This window comes from Psychromonas sp. KJ10-10 (assembly GCF_047323245.1).
Classification (GTDB): domain Bacteria; phylum Pseudomonadota; class Gammaproteobacteria; order Enterobacterales; family Psychromonadaceae; genus Psychromonas.
On the sequence record NZ_CP178826.1, the window covers coordinates 2,811,043 to 2,833,138 of the forward strand.

Annotated in this window: 30 protein-coding genes, 1 tRNA gene and 3 pseudogenes; 5 read left to right on the forward strand and 29 right to left on the reverse strand. The window is 35.3% G+C overall.

Translation table 11 applies throughout. The features are described from left to right. Positions 1-27 precede the first annotated feature (27 nt). From ACLKMH_RS16160 to ACLKMH_RS16190, 7 genes are all read right to left on the reverse strand, one after another. Positions 28-819, reverse strand: coding sequence for a hypothetical protein (locus ACLKMH_RS16160; RefSeq protein ID WP_413699068.1), 792 nt, complete (start codon positions 817-819; stop codon positions 28-30). Positions 820-1,170: 351 nt separating this feature from the next. After that, positions 1,171-1,722, reverse strand: a complete 552-nt coding sequence (locus ACLKMH_RS16165; protein ID WP_413699069.1) for a DUF882 domain-containing protein — start codon at positions 1,720-1,722, stop codon at positions 1,171-1,173. 167 nt (positions 1,723-1,889) lie between these two features. Then, the gene (locus ACLKMH_RS16170; protein WP_413699070.1) at positions 1,890-3,449 is read right to left on the reverse strand and encodes a L,D-transpeptidase family protein; all 1,560 of its coding nucleotides are present in this window, start codon (positions 3,447-3,449) and stop codon (positions 1,890-1,892) included. A 510-nt stretch (positions 3,450-3,959) separates the two neighbouring features. Then, positions 3,960-4,145: a hypothetical protein gene (locus ACLKMH_RS16175; RefSeq protein ID WP_413699071.1), complete on the reverse strand. Its 186-nt coding sequence runs from the start codon at positions 4,143-4,145 to the stop codon at positions 3,960-3,962. Between the two features lies 1 nt (position 4,146). After that, entirely contained in the window at positions 4,147-4,575 is a 429-nt protein-coding gene (locus tag ACLKMH_RS16180) for a LysE family translocator (RefSeq protein ID WP_413699072.1), read from the reverse strand. 95 nt (positions 4,576-4,670) lie between these two features. Continuing rightward, the gene (locus tag ACLKMH_RS16185) at positions 4,671-5,036 is read right to left on the reverse strand and encodes a cupin domain-containing protein (protein WP_413699073.1); all 366 of its coding nucleotides are present in this window, start codon (positions 5,034-5,036) and stop codon (positions 4,671-4,673) included. A gap of 74 nt (positions 5,037-5,110) precedes the next feature. Continuing rightward, positions 5,111-5,512 (reverse strand): MAPEG family protein, encoded by a 402-nt coding sequence (locus ACLKMH_RS16190; protein ID WP_413699074.1) that lies wholly within the window; start codon positions 5,510-5,512, stop codon positions 5,111-5,113. 90 nt (positions 5,513-5,602) lie between these two features. Between ACLKMH_RS16190 and ACLKMH_RS16195 the strand changes: the two genes are divergently transcribed. After that, positions 5,603-6,178: a TetR/AcrR family transcriptional regulator gene (locus ACLKMH_RS16195; protein WP_413699075.1), complete on the forward strand. Its 576-nt coding sequence runs from the start codon at positions 5,603-5,605 to the stop codon at positions 6,176-6,178. 241 nt (positions 6,179-6,419) lie between these two features. Here ACLKMH_RS16195 and ACLKMH_RS16200 read toward each other — a convergent pair whose 3' ends face one another. Together ACLKMH_RS16200 and ACLKMH_RS16205 are read right to left on the reverse strand one after the other, a co-directional pair. Next, the gene (locus ACLKMH_RS16200) at positions 6,420-6,953 is read right to left on the reverse strand and encodes an ADP-ribose pyrophosphatase (RefSeq protein WP_413699076.1); all 534 of its coding nucleotides are present in this window, start codon (positions 6,951-6,953) and stop codon (positions 6,420-6,422) included. Positions 6,954-7,138: 185 nt separating this feature from the next. Beyond that, complete coding sequence (locus ACLKMH_RS16205; RefSeq protein ID WP_413699077.1) at positions 7,139-7,315, reverse strand: hypothetical protein; 177 nt, start codon at positions 7,313-7,315, stop codon at positions 7,139-7,141. Between the two features lie 677 nt (positions 7,316-7,992). Here ACLKMH_RS16205 and ACLKMH_RS16210 point away from each other — a divergent pair. Then, positions 7,993-8,892 (forward strand): annotated as a pseudogene (locus ACLKMH_RS16210) (IS3 family transposase); the annotation flags it as partial. 746 nt (positions 8,893-9,638) lie between these two features. Here ACLKMH_RS16210 and ACLKMH_RS16215 read toward each other — a convergent pair. From ACLKMH_RS16215 to ACLKMH_RS16245, 7 genes and pseudogenes are all read right to left on the reverse strand, one after another. Then, positions 9,639-10,034: an NUDIX domain-containing protein gene (locus tag ACLKMH_RS16215; protein ID WP_413699078.1), complete on the reverse strand. Its 396-nt coding sequence runs from the start codon at positions 10,032-10,034 to the stop codon at positions 9,639-9,641. Positions 10,035-10,146: 112 nt separating this feature from the next. After that, entirely contained in the window at positions 10,147-10,737 is a 591-nt protein-coding gene (locus ACLKMH_RS16220; protein WP_413699079.1) for a DJ-1/PfpI family protein, read from the reverse strand. A gap of 67 nt (positions 10,738-10,804) precedes the next feature. Beyond that, positions 10,805-11,008, reverse strand: coding sequence for a hypothetical protein (locus ACLKMH_RS16225; protein WP_413699080.1), 204 nt, complete (start codon positions 11,006-11,008; stop codon positions 10,805-10,807). Between the two features lie 55 nt (positions 11,009-11,063). Further along, a complete protein-coding gene (locus ACLKMH_RS16230; protein WP_413699081.1) occupies positions 11,064-11,423 on the reverse strand; it encodes a hypothetical protein in 360 nt (119 codons plus the stop codon). Between the two features lie 134 nt (positions 11,424-11,557). Beyond that, positions 11,558-12,103 carry a PIN domain-containing protein gene (locus tag ACLKMH_RS16235; RefSeq protein ID WP_413699082.1) on the reverse strand — a complete coding sequence of 182 codons (546 nt, stop codon included), beginning with the start codon at positions 12,101-12,103 and terminating at the stop codon, positions 11,558-11,560. A 332-nt stretch (positions 12,104-12,435) separates the two neighbouring features. After that, positions 12,436-12,736 (reverse strand): annotated as a pseudogene (locus ACLKMH_RS16240) (type II toxin-antitoxin system RelE/ParE family toxin). Next, positions 12,724-12,981: a type II toxin-antitoxin system Phd/YefM family antitoxin gene (locus ACLKMH_RS16245; RefSeq protein ID WP_413699083.1), complete on the reverse strand. Its 258-nt coding sequence runs from the start codon at positions 12,979-12,981 to the stop codon at positions 12,724-12,726. The pseudogene ACLKMH_RS16240 and the gene ACLKMH_RS16245 overlap by 13 nt, the downstream one beginning before the upstream one ends. A gap of 343 nt (positions 12,982-13,324) precedes the next feature. Here ACLKMH_RS16245 and ACLKMH_RS16250 point away from each other — a divergent pair, with 343 nt between their 5' ends. Both ACLKMH_RS16250 and ACLKMH_RS16255 read left to right on the forward strand, forming a co-directional pair. After that, on the forward strand, positions 13,325-13,477 hold the full coding sequence (locus ACLKMH_RS16250) for a hypothetical protein (RefSeq protein WP_413699084.1): 153 nt from the start codon (positions 13,325-13,327) through the stop codon (positions 13,475-13,477). Continuing rightward, the gene (locus ACLKMH_RS16255; protein ID WP_413699085.1) at positions 13,461-14,216 is read left to right on the forward strand and encodes an IS110 family transposase; all 756 of its coding nucleotides are present in this window, start codon (positions 13,461-13,463) and stop codon (positions 14,214-14,216) included. The genes ACLKMH_RS16250 and ACLKMH_RS16255 overlap by 17 nt, the downstream gene beginning before the upstream one ends. 488 nt (positions 14,217-14,704) lie before the next feature. On the opposite strand, the gene ACLKMH_RS16260 is transcribed toward ACLKMH_RS16255, so the two are convergent. The 7 genes from ACLKMH_RS16260 to ACLKMH_RS16290 all read right to left on the reverse strand — a co-directional run bounded on the left by ACLKMH_RS16260 (position 14,705) and on the right by ACLKMH_RS16290 (position 20,008). Beyond that, entirely contained in the window at positions 14,705-16,048 is a 1,344-nt protein-coding gene (locus ACLKMH_RS16260) for a hypothetical protein (protein WP_413699086.1), read from the reverse strand. Then, entirely contained in the window at positions 16,049-16,522 is a 474-nt protein-coding gene (locus tag ACLKMH_RS16265) for a hypothetical protein (protein ID WP_413699087.1), read from the reverse strand. It abuts the gene before it with no gap. 28 nt (positions 16,523-16,550) lie between these two features. Then, entirely contained in the window at positions 16,551-17,201 is a 651-nt protein-coding gene (locus tag ACLKMH_RS16270) for a hypothetical protein (RefSeq protein ID WP_413699088.1), read from the reverse strand. A 164-nt stretch (positions 17,202-17,365) separates the two neighbouring features. After that, positions 17,366-17,554 carry a transposase gene (locus tag ACLKMH_RS16275; RefSeq protein WP_413699089.1) on the reverse strand — a complete coding sequence of 63 codons (189 nt, stop codon included), beginning with the start codon at positions 17,552-17,554 and terminating at the stop codon, positions 17,366-17,368. A gap of 181 nt (positions 17,555-17,735) precedes the next feature. After that, positions 17,736-17,826, reverse strand: a tRNA-Ser gene (locus ACLKMH_RS16280). A 70-nt stretch (positions 17,827-17,896) separates the two neighbouring features. Further along, the gene (locus ACLKMH_RS16285) at positions 17,897-18,736 is read right to left on the reverse strand and encodes an REP-associated tyrosine transposase (RefSeq protein WP_413699090.1); all 840 of its coding nucleotides are present in this window, start codon (positions 18,734-18,736) and stop codon (positions 17,897-17,899) included. A 447-nt stretch (positions 18,737-19,183) separates the two neighbouring features. After that, a complete protein-coding gene (locus ACLKMH_RS16290; protein WP_413702372.1) occupies positions 19,184-20,008 on the reverse strand; it encodes a transposase in 825 nt (274 codons plus the stop codon). 164 nt (positions 20,009-20,172) lie between these two features. Between ACLKMH_RS16290 and ACLKMH_RS16295 the strand changes: the two genes are divergently transcribed. Further along, positions 20,173-20,220: a hypothetical protein gene (locus ACLKMH_RS16295; RefSeq protein ID WP_413702373.1), complete on the forward strand. Its 48-nt coding sequence runs from the start codon at positions 20,173-20,175 to the stop codon at positions 20,218-20,220. Between the two features lie 184 nt (positions 20,221-20,404). On the opposite strand, the pseudogene ACLKMH_RS16300 reads toward ACLKMH_RS16295, so the two are convergent. From ACLKMH_RS16300 to ACLKMH_RS16325, 6 genes and pseudogenes are all read right to left on the reverse strand, one after another. Next, positions 20,405-20,557, reverse strand: a pseudogene (locus tag ACLKMH_RS16300) (transposase); the annotation flags it as partial. Beyond that, positions 20,521-20,778: a hypothetical protein gene (locus tag ACLKMH_RS16305; RefSeq protein ID WP_413699091.1), complete on the reverse strand. Its 258-nt coding sequence runs from the start codon at positions 20,776-20,778 to the stop codon at positions 20,521-20,523. The gene ACLKMH_RS16305 and the pseudogene ACLKMH_RS16300, both read right to left, overlap by 37 nt. 165 nt (positions 20,779-20,943) lie before the next feature. Further along, positions 20,944-21,174 carry an HNH endonuclease gene (locus tag ACLKMH_RS16310; RefSeq protein WP_413699092.1) on the reverse strand — a complete coding sequence of 77 codons (231 nt, stop codon included), beginning with the start codon at positions 21,172-21,174 and terminating at the stop codon, positions 20,944-20,946. A gap of 3 nt (positions 21,175-21,177) precedes the next feature. Next, positions 21,178-21,477, reverse strand: coding sequence for a hypothetical protein (locus ACLKMH_RS16315; RefSeq protein WP_413699093.1), 300 nt, complete (start codon positions 21,475-21,477; stop codon positions 21,178-21,180). 1 nt (position 21,478) lies between these two features. Beyond that, positions 21,479-21,664 carry a hypothetical protein gene (locus ACLKMH_RS16320; protein ID WP_413699094.1) on the reverse strand — a complete coding sequence of 62 codons (186 nt, stop codon included), beginning with the start codon at positions 21,662-21,664 and terminating at the stop codon, positions 21,479-21,481. Then, positions 21,648-21,896, reverse strand: coding sequence for a hypothetical protein (locus ACLKMH_RS16325; RefSeq protein ID WP_413699095.1), 249 nt, complete (start codon positions 21,894-21,896; stop codon positions 21,648-21,650). Before ACLKMH_RS16325 ends, ACLKMH_RS16320 begins: the two co-directional genes overlap by 17 nt. Positions 21,897-22,096: the final 200 nt, after the last annotated feature.

Consider the following 22,096-nt stretch of genomic DNA (forward strand, 5'->3'; position numbering starts at 1 on the left):
TAAGTTAGCAAATAATCTTAAGTTCTACTATTCTTGTATCCAGTTTAAAATGTCATCTTGACCATAGTCACGCCCAAGAGGGTTATCAAGTAATAGATCCATTTGATCGTCGGTTAAGTATTTATCACTCGTTCTACCAGATGTTCTGAAATCCACTAAACACTGTGTCAATTTTTCCATGTTAGAACACAAATTTTTGTCGTAATACATTTTATTTATACGCTCAACACGGCATATATTGTAAGATTTTGCATCGGCATCAAAATGAAAAGAAGTTCTTCTCCAAACGAGTCTATCAACTTCTTTCCACCAAATCTTGCCCATCGAATTAAGCCTGTTTATTTTCTCATTTGTTAAATCCAGGGCAGTCAGCATTTTTGTCGCCTCACTGCCATTGTTAAACCTTCCGTTGGTTTTGACCCTTTCCTCATCACACATGTTTGCCATATCATCAATACGTTTATATAGCTTCTTTAAATTAGCAGGGAGATTTTCTTTTTTATTTTCATAATTTGCTATTTGATGTAAATCGAGGTCGCCGGCGTTCGCCATGAGTGACGCCAGCAATACTTGCTTTGTCTGTTTAATATTATGTTTGACCTCTCGATAGGACTCATAACCAAATCTATCTCGAATCTCATTTTCCATTACTTTATAAAGATTATCTACATCATCATTTCTATCCCAGCCTTTCCTGTGATAGTGAGGAACCTCTTCTCCGTCAGGAAGATCTAGGTAATCAATCTCTTGAGCGCTTTCTTGGGCGAAAGCATTTTGGCTAGCAATAACTAAAGTAATAGAAAAGAGTATTTTTTTCATTTTATTTGTCTCATATTTTATACAATTTACTGATATTAGTTATTTTAAGATCAAGGGATTAATTTACAGAATACTTGATTTTAAGCCTGATTATTTAAACAAATAATTACATTAATTCACATTTACATGAGATTCAAATAAATTGCTAGGTTTTCAATAAATGATTGATTAAGGATCGGCTTCAAAATAACTTGCGCTTTAGTTTCAAAAGAGGCGGTCATTTCAGCCTTTTTGAAAATAATTTAGCGCAAGTTATTGTGTAACGATGACTAATTTGAGTTGTGGATAGGTTGAATGTGCTATTTTCCTGACCAGAACCAAGTAGCACATTCTTTTATCAATGCCTGTTAATTAACCCCAAGAACGAAATTGCGCTGTATCAATATGTAAAAAATCACTTTTAGGGTAATAACCAACACCGCCCGCTTTTAAAGAAAGTGCGACTTTTCTTACTTCAATTAATGGCACTCCCTCGAGACGAAAATCCATTGCTTTTCCGAGCATATGATTACTTTTTTTAGCAACCGCAGAAGATTTAGTACTTAACATGTGATTAGTTGCCGGTGAGCGATAACCAGAAATGATTTGAACTTGCGCCTTAGAACCAATGATTTCCTGAATAGCAGTTATCTGATCAAAAAGCTGTTTATCCATATCTATCATTTCATTTTGACGAAAATCACGACAAATATGATTTAGCTTGTTTAATTCACTGGTTAGATAATTGTTACCATCAAAATATTGCGAATGTAAAATTTCACCAGTGTGTAGGTTATTTAAGACCAACTCTCTCGGTTTATTTTGAACTAAAGCGGCCATTGCAAGTGAAGGAAAACAGGATGCTCCTAATGCGACTATGCCTGAAGTAATAATCTTTCGGCGTTGAAAATTAATGTTTGGCATATTATCCACTGTGTAAAAATAAATTTAAAAAGTGGAAAGTACGGGTTTTTAATTTCGGAGTCAAACCTCATAAACAGTCGTTAATAAAGCAAAAATACAGTATTACAGCTTAGTTATTGTGCAAAAAGGTATTTTTAAATTTAATAAATATATTATTCTTAAAACCTTTATATTTTATTGCTTCTCGCATTGTCATAATGATAAATATCATTCCTAAACTGAGTGATGCCCTGTTGGTTTACCCAAACGGTTTGGTAAATAGTTTTTACTCTAATTAATTGCTTTAAAGCCACACTATTAGTTTTTTCCTTCTGACTATGAAAACGGAAATCTTTTTGAGTAAAGCCAGATTGCTTCATCAATATTTTGGCAAACTGTTCGGAATCTTCCACACGTATACAACCAGAGCTACGTGCACGATAGTGTTTATCAAACAAATATTTTGCCGAAGTATCGTGCAAATAAATTCTATTTCTATTGGGAGTATTAAATTTATATGCACCTAAAGTACTTGATTCACCTGAACGTTGACGTAATTTATAGGGGAAATTTTCTACACTCAGCATTTCCCAGTCTATTTGCTCTGGATCTATGACAGTCTGATTACTCCAACTTTCAACAATCTCAAATTTATTTTTATTTAAGTAGTCAGGAGAAGTGAATACCTTCGGTAAAATATCTTTACGCATTATGCTATCGGGAACTTTCCAGTTTGGGTTAAAAATTATGGAATCAAGTTTGCTGGTAAATAAAGGTGTTCTTCTTGATTTACGCCCAACAATTATTTTGCTTTCAAATATTTTTTGATCCTCTTGCCAATATTGCATCTCAAAACTAGGGATATTAATAATTATTTTATTAGGATCGACTGTTGTCCATAATTGCACTCTCATTAGATTTAATGCCATTAACCTTAAACGTTCAGGATAACTAAGGTTTAGCCAATAGCGTGTTTTTTTGCCAATGATGCCATCTTCGACTAACCCATGACGCGCTTGAAATTGCTTAACAATGTGTTCGAGTTGTGGACTAAGTAATGTCGACTGTTCGGATATAAATTGCTGTTTTTGTTGTAAGGAAATGTCACCGGAAATGTATAATCGTTGAATAAGAATATCTTTTTGCTCAAGCGTTAATTTCTTTTTAGCAATCCTGTTTAAAGTAGTTTCTTCACTACTTCCATATTGCAAACTTTGCAACGCCATATAATTTTGATAAAGCGTATTATACGCCTCAGATAGAGGTAATAAGCTTTGCAAATATTGCAGTTTTAAATGTTCTAAATTAGTAGCAAAAAATGGTTGAATCCTTTTATCTTCAGGCGCTTTTAAATTATCTCCTACGCGAGTTCCAAATAACCAACCAAAGCCTTTTTTATCTAGCTGTTCAAGATAGGATAGATAAAAAATCAATGCATCCGATGCCAAATATTCGTAATCTTGCCAGTTTCTTAAATCAGCTGCTTCTTTTAATTGATGATAACGAATAAGTATATGGTCATTAATTTGAGAGGTAGCCATAATTGATAATTGATTTTCAAATTCATCGCGGACTAGGGGATCAGACCAATAGGTTGGGTTTTCATTTGCAGGATATAAAGACGCAATGATGCCGGGATATTTAAGCTCAAGCTTGCTTGTAAGTGTCAGCGAGTGAACTGGCAGAAAACTGAATATTAGCAACAAAGCGAATATTAATTGTGTTATTTGTCGTTGTATTGGTTTCATACATCACCGCCCAAAATCATAAACACATTTATCAAGTATAATACTAAGTCAACATTATGTAGATTATGATGACTAAACATACTTATTTACCAAACCTCAGTTCTGGATAATGAAAGCGAAATAACTTTAAACTTCAATAGCTTAAAAATTATCACATACAGTGCTGTTAGTTTTGCGTAGTTCAAGGCGAATCATCGAAGCAATAACGGGTTATTGGGAGATGATTTAACGCAGAAATACGCGTAAATAACGGTACTGTATCGTTTTGCTTATCCAGAACTGAGGTTCTCTATATACTATGCCATTAGCGAATAAAAAGTAAACGACATTTATCAAGCTCTGTCGCAGACAGTCATTAACTGTATTGCACAGCTAAATCTACTCTAGATTAAAACTTAAACAAGTAACTAAGGTTGTAGAGCTCGATCATCGTCTATTATTAGATTTTTGTTCGTCACAGCCATGTTTTGCCATTCGCTTCCTTTATATTGCTCATCACAATTTATATCTTTAATCACGTGCTGTCAGAGCGAGTTTTAGCCCAAGAGCCGCAAAACTACCTGCAAAGAAACGTTGCATAACAGTACTTATTTTTTCAAAGTGAATAATATAATTTCGAGTACTGGTTGCAAGAAAACCATATATAACAAAAACAAAGAAAGTCATACCCATAAAAATAGTACCAAGTAATAACATATTATAAGTAGGTTGTTGTGCCTGTGGAGGTATAAATTGCGGTAAGAAAGCTAGAAAAAACCGTAAGCTTGGGGTTCAGAATATTAATCAAGAATCCCTTAAATGCTATCATAAATAAACTATATTCTTTCGACTCTTCATTTATTGATAATGAACTAGTAGATCTCAACATAGACCATGATAAAAATAATAAATATGCAACACCAACATACTTCACGATTTGAAAAGCGACAGCACTGGTATGAATAATAATGGCTAGCCCCATAATACTTGCTAAAAGAGAAGGAACAATTCCAAACGTACAACCTAAAGCGACGACAAGCACTAGCTTTTTTCCCATAAAAATCCCTGTCGCAATGGTGTAAAGAACACCAGTACCGGGTATAAGCACAACAACCAAAGATGTTATTAAAAATTCAAAGCTGACCATCAGAGACTCCTTTTCGATAAAGTTATAACATTTTGCTCAAGTTAAAAACGCGAGCACAGGCAAGTAATTTTCTATGAAGTAACTTAATTAGCTTTTTATATCCAAACATCCTCTTCTGCAGTTAAATCTCCGCCGGCTTCACCTGTATTTGCAATACCTCTAGGTTCTATAAACATAATTTTGCATTCTTTTTCTGCAAAGGGTTTATGTTCAACTCCTTTTGGAACGACATACATTTCACCTTCTGATAATTCTACCTTCCCATCCCGAAACTCGATTAACATTTTTCCCTCAATAACCACAAAAACTTCATCTGTTTCTTTATGATCATGCCAAACAAATTCACCTTCTATTTTGGCAAGTTTGAATTGATAATCATTCATTTCAGCGACTACTCTTGGCGACCAATGTTTTGAAAATTTTGTAAATTTATCTTGGAGATTAATAGCTGACTTTTTCATCTTAAATAATTCCTTTTTTAAAGCTAATGCCTCGAGAAGAGGCTCGGGTTTGTACGTTCTTGTTGCTTTAAATGTTATATTTTTAATAAAACTAGATTAATCCAAAGAGCAAACACACACAACACCGACCCAGAAAATGTAAGCATCCGATGCCTCAGATGGTTATAGGTTATGTGTATGTATGCTTGAGCACATCTAAAAATCACGAATAACCAGGCAATAACACCCGCTGTATAGCTTTCTATTTCTAAAATAATATATAACGTACATACAACATAAAATAGAACCGGAACTTCAAACAGGTTGTTAAAGCGACGAGTTGTTTTTGTAACAATCTCTGGAACTTCCTGACTTTGCATTAACTTAAAATAACTGGCAGAAATTTGACCACCTTTAATGCTGGCGACCCTCGCCTTGACCGCTATCAATCCGACCAAAATTGTTAACATCGATAGAATAAACATTGTATAAATCATTATTGAACTCCTTCGAGTTGTAAGGAAAGACTTGATCCTAGCAACAATCTATTTATGATAAAGGTCATATATAGATTACTGAAATACAAAATGCCCTATTCCAAAAAACACAAAGAAGAAACGAGGCAAAGCATCCTTAAAAGTGCAAATGAGTTATTTTCTTCGAAAGGATTTAGTGCAGTTACCGTGAATGAAGTAATGCAGAATTGCTCTCTGACAAGAGGAGCTTTTTACGCTCACTTCAATAGCAAATCTAACCTGTACAGTGAAGCTCTAAAATTTTCGGCTACGAACAGTGAACTGGCTAAACTAAAACCTAAAGAAATATCCTCTAAAGACTGGCTAGGACAGTTGCTGAATGCATACCTTAGTACTGAACACGTAGACGGCGAGAGACCTTGTCCACTTGCTTTTTTGGCAATTGACATAGTTTCTCAAGATAAAACAGCAAAAAAAGCATACGCCCACACCTTCAAAAACATGAATAAAATTATTCTCGATTATGCTGGCGATAACGCGCCCTGTAACAAGGAAGATATTCTTTCATTAACCTCAATGATTATCGGAGCTGTCGCCGTTTCAAGAACAATTGAAGATAAAGATTTAGTTAAAAATATCTTAGCCTCATGCCGACAACAAGCTCGGTTAATACTAGGTGGAATATAATGAAACTATAGATTTTCTGGTTTCAGCCTAATGATTTAAACAAAAACCATCAATTAATATTTAGATGAGATTTCAATAGATTATTCGATTTTACTGTTATCAAAAATACAATAGCTGGCACTTATTGCCCTTCTTTACCAGATAAAAGCAGATACGTTAAAGCTATTCTTATTGTCTATCTCACTAAATTAACCGCAACTCTGGATAATGGAAGTGAAATAACATTAAACCAGAAATGAGGTTAAATTAGCCCTTTAAGTTTAGCGAGGGAATAAGAAGCAATTGTACAAGCATCAAGAATAATACCATCGACAATTTGCTTCTCGAAATCAGCTAAAGATAGCTTAATGGAGACTAAGTCTTCTTCCTCAGGATCTAGTTTTTTTCCAATAAATTTTAAACCTGTCGCTAAGAAAATATGGCATCCCTGTGTAGAAGTACCATTATCGACATGGTGAAAGCCAATTTTTTCAATATTTGCCGCTTGGTACCCAGTTTCTTCTTGTAACTCCCCAGCGACTAATTCTAAAGGGTCAGCATTTGGAGAGTCTGTCCATGACCCCATAGGTAATTCAAGACTTCGTTGCTTGATTGGATAACGATATTGCTCCACTAAATGTATATAACCATCTTCAATAGCTAACACGGCGACAAAATCTATTTTTTCAACAAAACCATAAAGCCCTTTTGCACCGCTTAGTCGTTCAATAATATCTTCATGAACAGTAATCCATCGGTTTTCATATTTTACAGTTGAAGAAATAGTTTTAATCATAATGGTCTCTAGTAAAGTTTTAGCTACTTAGTCGTTATTGGGCATTAACACAAATGCTTATTAGGCAGAATCATTCATGTTTAAATTAGATTCAATATAACAAAGCAAGGCGAAAACTGAATTAGAATATATGAATAACGTAACTCACTTTTTTTAGTTTCGCTTCATTTCTTTTGTAATATTTTTTATATCACTGCAAAGTTAACTGCGTGTACATTTGTTAAGTTAATTTGTTGTTTAGCATTCCAAAGACCATAGTTGAGAATGTATGCATTAGCATCGAGTAATTCAAAAGTAATGCACCAGTTACCATTTACAGTAATAGAGCAAATCCCATCACGATCCCCTTTTAATGGGTACAATTTAAACCCCAATAAATTGATATGATCAATTTATTGTGCGGTATCTATAGTTACATTCAAATTTCCGTTGATGCTTAGACTTAATTCCAGCAACACTTTATGTTTGGAATATTTAATCATTCAATAAATATAGCGTGTTGCGCATCACTGGCGACAAGAATATAACTAAGCTCTTTTCAGCCTGATTATTTAAGAAACGAAGGTGGTGAGCGACGTATTAATAACTCCTCCTCTAAACGTCTATAAAATTCAACTCTATTTTCTAATAACTCTTTCTCTGCTTTCAAATTCACTGTTAACTCATTAAGCGTTTTCGCTTCAAAGCTTTTAGTGCTGTAGTGGTTTAATATTACCGGACACTTCTAAAGACTTCAGTTAATATGTCTAGTAGAGGTAGATTATGAAGAAGAAAACAACACGTCCAGTATTTACAGTAGAATTTAAACAAAGTGCAGTAAAGTTGGTTACTGAAAAGGATACAGTAGGCAAGAAGTCGCTAACAATCTCGGTGTATCACTGAGTGCCATTACACGTTGGGTAAGAATTGAAACTCATACAGATTCAAAGCCAGGCTCTAAACAATCAACATTAAACATATCAGAGCGAGCAGAACTAGAGGCGTTACGTAAAGAAAACAACCGATTAAAAATGGAGCGTGACATCCTAAAAAAGGCCACAGTCTTCTTTGCGAACGAAAAAGAATAAGATTTCAATTTATTCTAAAACATAAAGAAGACTGGCCAATTAGAGTAATGTGTCGCGTGATGAAAGTAAGCTCAAGTGCATTTTATGATTGGATACATGCACCAATCAAGCCTTTTGATGCGCCAGAATTTCATTTGGACAGCGCAGTAAAAAGCACATTCAAAGAGCATAAAATGACTTTAGGTAGCAGACGTATGGTGACTGAACTAGCAAAGAAAAACATTGTTATTGGTCGCTTTAAAGCACGCTCTACAATGCGTAAATTGGGCCTTGTCGCTCGCTATCCGAAGAAATTTAAAACGACCACCGATAGCAACCATAGTAATCGAATTGAGCCGAATAAACTAAATAGAAAATTCACAGTTAATGAGAGTGATCGTGTTTGGACAACAGATATTACTTATATCGCTACGCATCAAGGGTTTATCTATTTAGCAGTCGTGATGGACTTATATTCACGCCGTATTGTGGGTTGGACAATTGCAGATAATATGCGCACTGAGTTATGTAGTAATGCACTGAATATGGCCTACTGGCAAAGAAAACCAACTTCTGGTCTGTTGCACCACTCAGACAGAGGTAGCCAGTATACTAGTGATGATTATAGAAAATTACTAAATACGATGAAAATGAATGTGAGTATGAGTGGCAAAGGTGAATGCTGGGATAATGCACCGACAGAACGCTTCTTCCGAAGTTTAAAGCATGAGCAATTGAACTATGAAACATTCAAAACAAAGAAAGCGACTGAGCTAAGTATTTTAGATTATCTTGCTTATTACAATGGTAAACGCCCGCATTCAGTTAATGGGTATTTATCACCAATTCAATATGAAAATAAAGTCGCTAAAAAGGTGTCCGGTTTTTATTGACCATTACATGCTTTGCAAAGATAATTTGTGTTCTATTAATTCTATTTGCTCATCGATATTCTCGATGAGTTTATTTACATCATTATCCATATTGTGATTAAAAACGAATGAATGAGACAAGCTAATAAAGCTGAACAATAAAATAAAACTAAAGACTCTTTTATAAGTAACGTTCAAGTAATACTCCTAAATGCTAAACCCCGCGCTAAACGGCCGTAGTGTAGGCGAGAAACGCCACAACTAAGGGCCAAGCAACAAAATCACTGATGTTTGAGCGCTTTGTTAAAATATATTTAGTCAAGAACATGAGTTCTACCAAACGAATCTAAATATTCCTTTGACTCTTGTTTAATAAAAAAACCACGCCATGCATTGTCTGGCCGGCTGTACTTCCATTTTTGTTCACATGCGCTACAAGCCAAAATATCGTAACCAATTTTGCTCTTAAGTTTTGTACCGATACCAATAATTCCGAACAACCAAAATCTAGGTTCGCCTAGGTCTAACTCTATTCGTCCGATTGTACTTAAGAATTTGTGGCTGTATAGTGCTTCTGAAAAGCATTCGTGCTCGGAATCGTTTTCGAATCTTTTAAATTCTTGAGCAAAGCACTTATCACACATATTTATTACCCCACAAGCAACAGCGCATGAAACGGAACTTGTTTTTGTACGAGTATTTTCCTGCATAAAAACAAATGGAGAGTAAGACGTCAGATTGCCTTGCTTTGTTATGCAAGATAATGCTCATATAGTTGATCCCCAAAATGCACCTGATTTTTCATCCAAACAGCTAATCAATTCAATTAAAGGGGCTGGTTTTAAATTAGCCCTAACTAACTCATCTGGTTTTAGCCAAAAGAATTCTAAGTGCGACTCAAGTGAAATAGGTTTATCCTTAGGATCTAAGTCGCTAATACTAGCCCTAAACACCAAGGCTATTTCCAAATTTAGATGTTCAGCGTCTTCAAATTTATGCTCTATCGCACCAAGAAAAGTTGTTGAGTCGATGACTAAGCCCATTTCCTCAAAAATCTCTCGGCGTAAAGCATCCTCAGCTTTCTCGCCAAACTCAATATGCCCACCCGGCAAGAAAGTGTTAGAGGCCCCCTTAGCTTTTGCAACGAGGACTTTACCATCCACAAAAATAATACATCTACATAGATAAGAAAACTTTCCAATCACAATTCCTTATGAATAACGTTAAGTTAAGCGACGTCACCTCACCGCGTCCGGGAGAGCAAAGCGAACGTTCTTAAACGCTTGGTTGTGTGTTTTTTTGCCAATTGTATTCCATTTGCTTTGCAGTCTCTTTGGCTAAAGTTAAGTTTGCAAGTTCTGATACTAAATGTAGAGTCATATCAATTCCAGCTGAGATACCACCAGAAGTAATATATTTACCCTGTGGGACCCAACGTTGATCGCTAACCACATTTAGTTGTGGATAATCAGTCATAAGATCGGAAAGGTCTTCCCAATGTGTCGTAACAGTTAATCCATCTAATAAACCAGCTTCGGCTAAAATAAAAGCGCCAGTGCAGACAGAAGCTACCTTCATGGAATTTTCAGCAACTTTCGCAACCCAAGTTGTAACATTAGATTTTTTTACTTCTTCTGTGTGTATGCCACCAACGACAATCAGCACATCAATCTCTGGATGATCTTCAAAAGAAAAATGTGAATTAATTGGATATCCACCACGGGCCTGTGTAACCCCTTGATTCTCAGAAACTAAAAATATGTTCCAATCTTTATTCCCCAAACGATTTGCGGTACTTAAAACTTCAAATGGCCCAGAGAAATCAAGTACTTCAGCATTTTTATATATGTATATTCCGAAATTCATAGTTAACACTCCTTATGACACACTGTTTTCGTTCCCTTTTAAATGCGCTTGTTATACGACACTATCACTAATTAGCGTAATACTTATCAACTTGACTTACTAACTCTCGAATTTGTGTAGCACCATCAAAATGCTCTGAACGTTTATTATGGAACTCAATAAAACCAATTTTGGTTTCAACGTCATATTCACCGATAGATTCATCTAAAAAGAGATAACCAATGCTGGCATAAGTTGTGTGCTCTTTATCGCTGTAATTATCAAAAAACAAAACAACGCCCAATTTATCTTCGTCTTCATATATATTGTAATAAGCGTCATCGGCTTTAATTGAAACACCACCAAAGGTTATATCGTTTAGCGGAGTTTCTTCTAGGACGAAATTTTACTACTGTCCATTGTTTGAATTCGGGTGCTGAGTTGAATAGTAATTCAACCGAAGGAAAAGAATTTGTTATACCACCAGCGCTTAAAACAAACTCTCTTTTACCGTTTTCACGAATAGGACTAAACTCGAAAGTAAGCTCTGGATCTACTTTAGCAAGAACTAAAGATAATTTATCAAAAGCTTTTTCAGTGTCTTTTTCAAAGTTGAAGATCATATCTTCATTCTTTTGAAACCATTTCCAAAAATCAACTTCAACTGAAGCATTCGCTTTTGAACCAAATACTGAAAGAATTCCCATAACTAGTAATATAACTCAGGGCTTCATAGCATGCTTGCCGTATAACGACCGCATAAACGGACAAAATTTGTTGCTTAAAATGCGAACCGAAAAATAACCTAACCAACTGTTTTTTGTTGTTATTTTATGTCTTGTTAGCATTTATATTTCACACCACTTTCAGATATAGTTAATACATGTTCATTTACAAGCTGATTAAGGTGGTTTTGAATAGCAACTTCATTGCCTTTTATTCTCATATGGGAAGCAATATGGTTTCTCAGACTCTCAACTTTTTTAGGCCGTTTATCTGCAGGTTTACAAGTTAGACTTTGTACCAATTTCGCAGATTTTCCCGATGAGTTGCTCAATTTTATTTGTTTACAACTGCGCCCATTACACTTTATGTGAGCTATTAATGGTGCAAAGCCATTATCATTAGTAATCACATCAAAAGCTACGCCAGATTTAGCTTCAAAATCGTATTTTCCAAGATAATATGACAAATGAAAATCTAAATTATTAGATTGTGTCGCCTTAATTTGGATTATCACTAAATTAATCGGCATTTCATATTTTTTACTACCAAAGTCTAACTTAGGTTGTTTAGCTCCGATAAATACGATTACTTTTTCGTAAACAGAAAGTTCAATATTACTTAGACAACCTACATTTTCATAATCGATAAATGCCCATTTCATATTTGAACACCTCTTAGTTTGAATGCAAACGAGGCTGTAGGATTCTCATTCTCAGCCCGAATTTTAATTATATAAACACAGTATTTTATATTTACTTGAGATTCAAATAGATTGTTCGATTTTCAATAAATGATTGATTAAGGGTCGGCTTTCAAAATTACTTGCGCTTTAGTTTTAAAAGAGGCGGTCATTTCAGGCTTTTTGAAAATAATTTAGCGCAAGTTATTGTGTAACGATGACTATTTTGAGTTGTAAAAGGATTGATGACATTAAATAGATTAAATTTTTGAGATTTATCGCAAAATGAAAGACCAGCCCCTTATGGTGTGATTTTACCCTAGAAGTAAGAATTTACGTAGGTCTCTCTCTTGCCTCATAACGTGTAAAATATAAACTTTGTCGTTTTCTACTTTATAAAAAACACGACAAGGATTAATAACTATTTCTAGATAATTAAGGTTGCTTAACTCAATAGGTTTCTTTCCTGATTCTGGGAACTCTTCAAGCAGTCCGACTTTAGCAAAGATTTTCGCGACCAAACTTTTAGCTGACTAGAAGGTTACTTAAAGCAATATATTCAGCTATATCATTAAGGTCTTCCAAAGCAGGATTTGTCCAAATTATTTCAGCCATTTACTCATTTTCTCTTTAGCTTCAATAATAGATACAGTTTCTCCACGACTTATAGCCTGCTCACCTTTAGCAAGAGCTTCAAGGATTTGCATACGCTTTTGCATAAATTCAAAGTCATCAACATCAACAAGGTATGCAGAAGGTTGTCCATGTTCAGTAATTAATACAGGCTCTTTAGAAGAATGAAGCTCTGATAATATTTTCGTTGCCTGCCGTTTTAATGTTGTAACTAGCTCTACTCTCATAATAATCTCCACACGAAAAAATGTATCACTATAGTAGCACTTGGTGGGCAGTTTGGGAATGCATCTAACGAGGCTGTAGAATTTCTCATTTTCAGCCTGAATATTTAAAATAAAAACCACATTAATTCATATTTAGTTGAGATTCCAATAGATTCTTCGGTTTTCAATAAATGATTGATTAAGGCTCGGCTTCAAAATTACTTGTGCTTTAGTTTCAAAAGAGGCGGTCATTTCAGGCTTTTTGAAAATAATTTAGCGCAAGTTATTGTGTAACGATGACTAATTTGAGATGTAAAAGGATATGTGAAATTAAACAGTTTAAATTTTTGATATTTATCGCAAAATGAAAGATCTGACCCAAATGGCAGGGTTAGTTGTTGAGTCTACCTTCAATTGGTATTGGCTCGTTGATGCGTTAAATGAAGCTAAATTCGGAGTACATCTCGCTAATACAGCAGACTATCCAGCAATATTCTGGCTTGAAATATGCGGATGATAATAGTGATGCTGACTGGCTTGCTGAAATGCTTCGGTTAGGCGTATTACCTGAAGGTTATATTTATCCAAAAGAACAACGAACAGTAAGAGATTTAATGCGTAAGCGTATGCAACTGGTTCAACAAGCCACTCAGAATCTCTTGCCTATTCAAGGTTTATACATGCGTCATTTGAGTTATAAAATGAGCAATAATAAAATAAAACAGTTAACACCAGAGGAGATAATGACTCATTTCTCATCGACAAACACTGCGCAAGCAACTATTTGTAATCTGACTGTGATGATGTGTCTAAAGGAGCAAATCAAACTCTTAGAAAAAGTTGTATTAACACAAGCGAAACTCACCGCAGATTTTCAACAGCTGACGAGTATTGATGGCATAGGTAATATTCTCGCACTCACTATTATGTTAGAAACGGGTGATATACAACGCTTTAATAAAGTAGGCAACTACGCTTCATATTGCCGTTGTATCGGTGGTGCTCGTTATAGCAATGGTAAAAAGAAAGGGAAAACCAACTCCAAAAATGGCAATAAATACTTAGCCTGGGCTTTTGTAGAAGCGACCAATTATGCCATTCGTTATAACAAAACTGTTAAAAGTTACTATCAACGCAAGTTAGCTAAAACAAATCAAATCGTTGCGATCAAAACGTTGGCACATAAATTAGCGAGAGCTTGTTTTTATGTATTACGAGACAAAGTACAGTTTAATGCAGAAAAAGCATTTTGCTAAGAATTTGGCATCGTTCATGAGTTACATATGGGGGTTGGTAAAACCATTAGACCTGATTGAGCCTTGATCGATACCATCTTATTTGTTGTAAAAAGATATGCCCAACATTAAAGCCATAACGGGTTGGAAGGTTTGAATAGAGCCGAGCCATAGATCTGTTAAGTTGCAGAAAATCTGCAAAGAACTGGATTAATGTTGGCACTAAATAATTACTGAGGCTTTTAAAGCCAAGAGCCGTAGTCATACAAAACTGCATGGTTACACCGCTTTAATTCGATGGGTGACTGGTGCATATTGACACCAACATTGTGATTTTTAGGTGTGTATTAATAAGCAATAAATAAACGGTTTATGTACGATTTAATACTTGGTTGAAGAAATATCCAAGGAAACTTGCATACAAGCTTGACCGGAACTAACTAATGGGTGACTCTCATAGTTCGCAGGGTGGTGCGGGGGCTGAAGGCTAGATACCTTCGGCTACCCGGTTATGTACTCTTTCGACTTTTAATTTCTTCTAAATTTGATATAGATAACTCGACTATATCTTTAATTTCAGGGTCTTGATTATTTGAGTATTCACTTATAATTGCTTCATATATGTCAATTGAATTCATATAATAACCATTATTTTCTTTAATAATTGCTTTCAGCATTCTTGCTTTCACAACACTTTGCATGACTTCTATATCTTCGGAGGTCATGTGAATAGAAACTAATTTGTCAATTAGCTTCAATGTCTCAATATTATTTTCAGAGGTGTCTATTGGATATTTATTCATAATAATATTTAACAATACAGATGCATTCATACTGGCTGGTTTGTCATATGTGTACAGTTCAGTGAGTTCTAACAATTCATTATTATATTTAATTGCTAATTCATTCGAATTTATTGCTTGGTAAGAATTAGCTATGATTTTTGTCGCTTCAATTCTAACTTGGAGATCTATATCTTTGTCTAAAACTAACTTTGCAGATAATACCGCCACACCAAAGTCTTTATTTTTATAAGCATTTATTGAAGTATGTAATTGCTTATCAATATTTGGTTTTTTGTTATCAACGAACTTTTCTGAAGCTTGAACATTTAATAACTTATCTATAGCTTGCCGAGCTTCTTTTTCATGATTTTTAATACGTAGTAAACGCTTTTCAGCTTCATCACTCAACTTTTGCAGTCTATCTAAGCCTTCTTTGTTAAGCCAACTATCAGCTTTTGCTTCGAAGTCATTAATAGCTTTATTCAGACTGCGGAAATGAAGATAGGATAAAATAGCAATGAATAAAGTAAATGCCACTGCCCACCAAGAAGCATTAGATGAAATAACCGAAATTAAAGTTCCTACACTTTCATCAGTAGAGTCAACTCGACTCATCAGCGTATTAGCTAAACTGTTTAATTCGGTGTTTCGTACAAATTTTTGGATCTTGGTTTCTAGATACTCAAGTTTAGATGCCGTTACCTTCGATTCGATAAGAGCTTCGTTATTACTTTTAATTTTGGAGTTTATTTCGACAAGTATTGCTCGATTATCATTTAGTTCATTCACTTCCTTTGTTAAAGCCTCAATTTTTACATGTAATAATGCTACCTGTTGCTGTTGCTGTTGCTGTTGCTGTTGCTGTTGCTCAACATTCTCAGCAGATACTGAAAATGTAAATGTTATTGAGAGTACAAACATTAATATATATTTCACTAATTCTCCAATTGATATAATTAAACACTGGTACATAACGCTTGCAACAACGGCGCATAGGCTGGCGTTGTTTTTGCGTTTTTTGGTTTTGCAAAAACGATGATAGCCGGTTATGCGTCCGATTGATTGCACTTATACATTTTTCTTGCTTAAATGATATATAAAGGACCACTCTGAATTTTCGATCATACCTTTATTCTTTCTGTGTAAATTCAGTGCGGTAGTACCAACTTTACTCAAAGCTGTTACTCCTGCACCTGCGGTGATAATCGGTGAAGCTCCAACAGTAATACTTCCTATTAACCCTGAAAGCAAAACCCAAATTGAAGCATCCTCTGTCACTGTTCTATATAAGCTATTTAATGCATTTTTATCTATGTTTACAAGTGATTCGAGTTCACTCTCCATAGACTTGATAGACTGATTAAAAGAAAATCTAAACGCCTTTTCATCAGGCTTTTCTACTATTAAACGTTCACTTTCTTCTTTACACTTTTCTTTTAATAAAGATAGTTCATCAAAATGAGACTTAAACATTCCAGATATTATCGTTGAACCTTTATAATCCATTTTCGGTGTATAGGTATTTAACAGTTTGTCGAACATAGTGAAAGCCAACAAGTCAACCTTGTTATCAAAAGGGATTTCCTGTTTCTGATGCAGAATCACAACCAAAAGAAAGAAGATCTAGCATTTCTTCAATATTAGTCGTAGGACTAATCATTTTTCCATTCTGAGATCTAAAGATTTGCATCCTATTTAAGATGCTTTCAAAAAGTAAATAATCAGCACTGCCTAATAAAGATGCACGTCTATTTAAATTAGCTAAGACTTTATCCGGGTCATGTTGTTCTTCTAAATAACACTCATAAACTCGCCAAATGAACTCAACACTAATTACACCCAACATTCCAGGATATTGACTAATATTAACCAATTTGGCTCTTATAAAATCAGACTCCATATAAGGAATCCATTCTTCATATGATTGAGCATTTCCTGGGTAGACCTGGAGTACCTTTTTAATTCGACTATCTAGAGGCTTAATTTCATTTATAGTGTCAAAACCTACTTTCGCAGAATGCATATATATTTGTGCTATAGAATTTAATATTTGAAGTAATGTGTCATTAGTAATCGATGCTCGATTCAAAATAAGTTTAAAAGTCTCAAGTGGAGCTTCTGAAATCCATCCAGGTAATCCAATCTCCAGTTTTCCATCCCATAATAGAGCAGAACTAAACTCATTAATTTCTTTACCTAAGTAATATGGAAAAACAAGCATACTTCCTCCAAAAGTGTATAACGAGGCTGTAGAATTTCTCATTCTCAGCCTAAATTTTAATTATATAAACACATTATTTTATATTTACTTGAGATTCAAATAGATTATTACATTTTCAATAAATGATTGATTAAATTGGTTTGTAAACGTGTTTCTGAGGCTAATTAGGTTGGATTATTGCAGTTTAAGGGCATAGCCCTATGAACAAGACAAACCATCTGCCACTGGGTATTTACTTTATCTTGGCCGTGAAGCGTGAATTTATTCATGCCTTTATTCACCGTGATATTACCAAAGACAGGTTCAATAATACCGAGTCGTTTGCTGTATTCTCGCATTCTATCGAAGCTCAATGCTCGTAGCTCCTGACTAAAGACAATAAAGCTCCGAGTAGCGAGCTTCTAGCCTCGAAAAACTAGGAGCCAGTATCTATTTTATTGGGTCGTTGGTAATAATGTCTAACCACTTTAAAAGAAGTAAAACTCCAGAAAGCAAAAAGGCTCATTACTTTTCAGTAATGAGCCTTTTCTAATGTGGCGGAGGAGGAGAGATTTGAACTCTCGGAGAGCTATTAACCCTCGCTGGTTTTCAAGACCAGTGCATTCAGCCGCTCTGCCACCCCTCCGCAGAACGAGGCGCATATTAAACAGGTTTGAGACAAACGCACAGGGTCAGGTCTTTCACTTTGCATCATGTTACTTTTTATTAGCCGAAATAATACGGCTTACTAATGAATAATGTATTTTGAAATGAACGCCGATTTCTTTCATTGTATATCCACCTGATTGGTAAGCTTTTATGATTGCTTCATTACGAGTATCTGATTGTTCTTGATAACTTTTTAACGTCAGTGGCGACAAAGAACGTTGTTTAAACGGAATTTCAGATACATCCCCTTCAATTAATTCTTTTAATAATTGATGTTTTTCAACAAAGTCATCATCACCTAAATATATTTGATGTTGTAAATCATCCCAAATGCTTTTATTTACCCCTTCCTCTACAAAGTGAATATATTCAGCAACCGCTACTGTCCGTTTTTTATCAAAGTAATTCAACAGCGCGTCAGTCGCTAACCAGTTAGGTGAAGGCTGTTTTCCAACCATGCAATGCCAACTACTCCACAACCATTCATCAGGCGTATCAACCATTTTTGCTCTGACGGGATTTAAAACGATATAACGGCAGAGCTCTAATAAATAAGCATCTTTATCAACTAAAATAGCCTTGTAGCGCCCTTGAAAAAGATGCCCCACCCGGCCGTGCTTTCTATTGATTGATTGCGTAAAGACTCCGTTTAATTGGCGCATTCCTTTACTCAAATTAGCATCGGGGGTTTCAACAAGCAGGTGGTAATGGTTATCCATTAAACAATAAGCATGAATAACCCAGTTAAAACGCGAACAAACGGTATTTAACAAATTCAGGAATATTTCAAAATCACTTTCTTCAAGGTAAATAGCCTTTCTTTCATTGCCACGCGATGTGACATGATAAAGCGCACCTGAAAACTCTAAACGCAAAGGACGACTCATAAATACCCCTATAAATTTAAAGTGAATAAGGTAAACCTAGCTTAAATAATCAAAAAATGCAAAATGAAAGACCTGACCCTCATGGTTTTACTGAACATAGATTCAATTTGAATTACGCTTAATTTTGGTTGCCGACAGAGACTTTTCAGCGTTTTCTCATATTTCATTAATCTGTTTCCATAAACTAGTTCGGCTGATCATTTTTACGATCTCGGTATTTATTCATATTGATGGAATTCATCAAAACTACGATGGGCTTATAACGAGGCTGTAGAATTTCTCATTTTCAGCCTGATTAATTAAAATAAAAACCACATTAATTCATATTTAGTTGAGATTCCAATAGATTATTCGATTTTCAATAAATGATTGATTAATTTGAGTTGTAAAAGTGTTTATGAGGCTAAATAGGCTGGATTATTGCGGTTTAAGGGCTTAACCCTTGGGTTAATGTAAACTATTCCTTAATTTCTCAATGTTATGAACAAGGCAATACATCTGCCACTGGGTATTCACTTTCTCTTGACCGCGCAGTGTGAATTTATTCATGCCTTTATTCACAGTAATATTACCAAACACAGGCTCAATAGCACCGAGTCGTTTACTGTATTCACGTCTGCCAGGGCTACTATCTATTTTCACTCGCATTCTATCGGTATAAGAAATGCTCTTCGTTGTTTTGCCTGTTTCAAATTGCACTTGCCGACCTTGTTTAGTGGGCGCTTTTCGCATGCATTGCTTTTGTAATGGGCAAACACGGCAATCTTTTAAATAACCAGAGAACCGAACATATTGCCGACCGGCGGTTTCAACATTTTTAACACTTAACCACATCTCTTTTCCTGCTGGACAGTGGCATTCATTTTTCTTTTTATCAAAGTAAAAGTCTTTGCTATTAAACAATCTCGCCCGGCCTTTACTGCGTTTCAATCGTCGTTTTTCTTGCTCTGTATGATAGGTTTCGCTCTCTTTAAATAATGGATTCCGGCTTCTAAATGCAGTATCGGCAATGTAAGCATCGAGCCCTGTTGTCGCCATAAACTCAAGGTTCACTTCACTATGAAAACCGCTATCAGCAGTAAACTTTGCTTCACACAAAGCATCAGGTGTACCAAGTTCAGTCAGTTGTTTTTTTAAATCTTCGATAGCGGGTTTTAACGTTTGTTGCTCTCCCACACTTCCCCAAACTTGGGCCTGCATAATCACTTGGTGCTTATCATCGTTAATGGCTATGCCGTTATAGCCTTGAATCGTCCCTTTACTGGTCGTCATTTTGGCGCTGTCTGGATCGGTAATATTACTTTTCACAGGCTTTCTCTGACTACCTAGCTTTTCTTCATTGGTCGCTAAAAATTCTTTGATTTTATCTGCACTTTTATCAAGTTTAGCCTGCTGTTTTAAATCATGTGCAACTTCATCTTCACTCAAACTATCTTGTGCTTGATGACGAGCTAATATGCGTTGGCTCGCTCGACGTAACTTAGCTTGTTTGCGTTCAAGTTCATCAAATGTACCACTCCATTCTTTACTGGCATTCGATCTGATTTTACATCCGTCAATCGCAAACATGTTACGGCCTATCAAACCTTCGCGGTCACATATCATTAATACTTGAGTAAAAAGTGGTTCGATTTGATCTTTCATTTTAGCAACGAAGCTAGCAATGGAAGTGTAATGAGGTTGTACATCGCCCGATAAACTCATAAAGGTAATATTTTTTTCACAAGCTTCAGCAATACGGCGACTCCCCACTAATCCTCTAGAATACGCAAACAGTATAATTTTTAACATAACAGAAGGAGGATAAGCAACGCACCGCATCGATCATTTTTATAGAAGCTATCAAAGGAGGATAAATCAAGGTGCTTATCAACGATATGAGAAAGCGCGTATTCAAAGGTACCGGGGATAATTTGCTGTGCAAAATCAATCGGAATGAATTTACTTTGGCAGGATAAGTCAGGTTTATAGTTGGCCATCACATTTAACTCTGAGCGAATAATAACTATTAGATCACAGTCGATCACCGCATTCAAGTTCATTTTTCGTACAATGCCGCAAAATTAAAAAAGAGCGATAAACGCTCTTTTGGGAGAAATTCTACAGCCTCAACGCCGCATTAAGGTGTGAGCGGCGTTTGGCTATACTTGAGCGAAGCGAAACTGCCAAGCGTTGCGAATCACTCTTAAATGCTTTGTTATAACACTTTAACGATAGTCAAAAGTGTTGATTTTTATTTCACCATTATGAATTTTGTCGTGACAAGGTTTACATACAACCAGAATATTTTCCGGCTCACCTTCTCCACCAAACCCAAGATCTATAATATGGTGTCCATGGAGGTTTGTATCATTTGGACACAGCTCACATTTAAAATCTTCTCTTGTTTTTGCCAGAGCAATTGCTCGTCTATGCTTACTATCTCTTTTCTGTTTCATTGACTATTTGCCTAAAAGCTTTTTATTGCGTGAAGATGGCGTAACTCCAATTTCCTTCTTTGCCCTTTCCAAGAATTCCGACATGATTGATTCTACATCTTCAGCTTCACCAACCACTGTGACTTGAACGTCTTTAGTACTGTTGCCATTTATTCTTTTCGGTTTATCTGGTAAGTTTCTCCTTCTAATCTCTTCGGGAATCAAACCAATTTCCTCAGCCTGTTCTAAAAATTCAGCCAATAGTTCTTCATCTTCATCGCTTTCACAGTTAATTTTAATTAAAACATCTTTTTCTTCACTCATCTTATTTCTCTATGTAATTTACTAGCTTTCTTTTTTTGATGGTGAACTCTTCAGCTAGTTTTTCTAGTTCAATGCGCTTACTTTCTGGAACACCACGAAATACTAATGAGTAAGACACAGGCCCTTCTGGGGAAAGCTCTTTACCTTCAGATTCGTCTTTACCTTTATTTTCAGTCAGCTTTGTCATTTGATTTCCCCAAAGTTTTATCCAAATCTGAAAGATCTGCATTATCTTTAATAGCAATAAAACCTTCTCCTTTTTGGATTACAAAAGCATCAAATTCCATAAATTGCGGATTATCTGTATGCAGTGTATAAACTATATAAGTTCCATCCTCTTTTCTTACATGGACTTGATTCGCTTCAACTTTCTCGACAATGTCACCTTCAGAAAGAATTTTGAAATTTAAAATTTTCATTACTGTTCTCACTTTAATAAAATACTAATTATATACAAATGCATGTACGGAGCTGTGTTATAACGCCGCAATAAATGGCGCGTAGGTTGGTGCTGTTTTTGCCGCTTTTTGTTTTTGGCAAAAACCGTGACAACCGTAATGCGTCCGTTTTGATTGCCTTGTTATATTTTTAATTACGGATAGCTAACGTTGTTGTTATT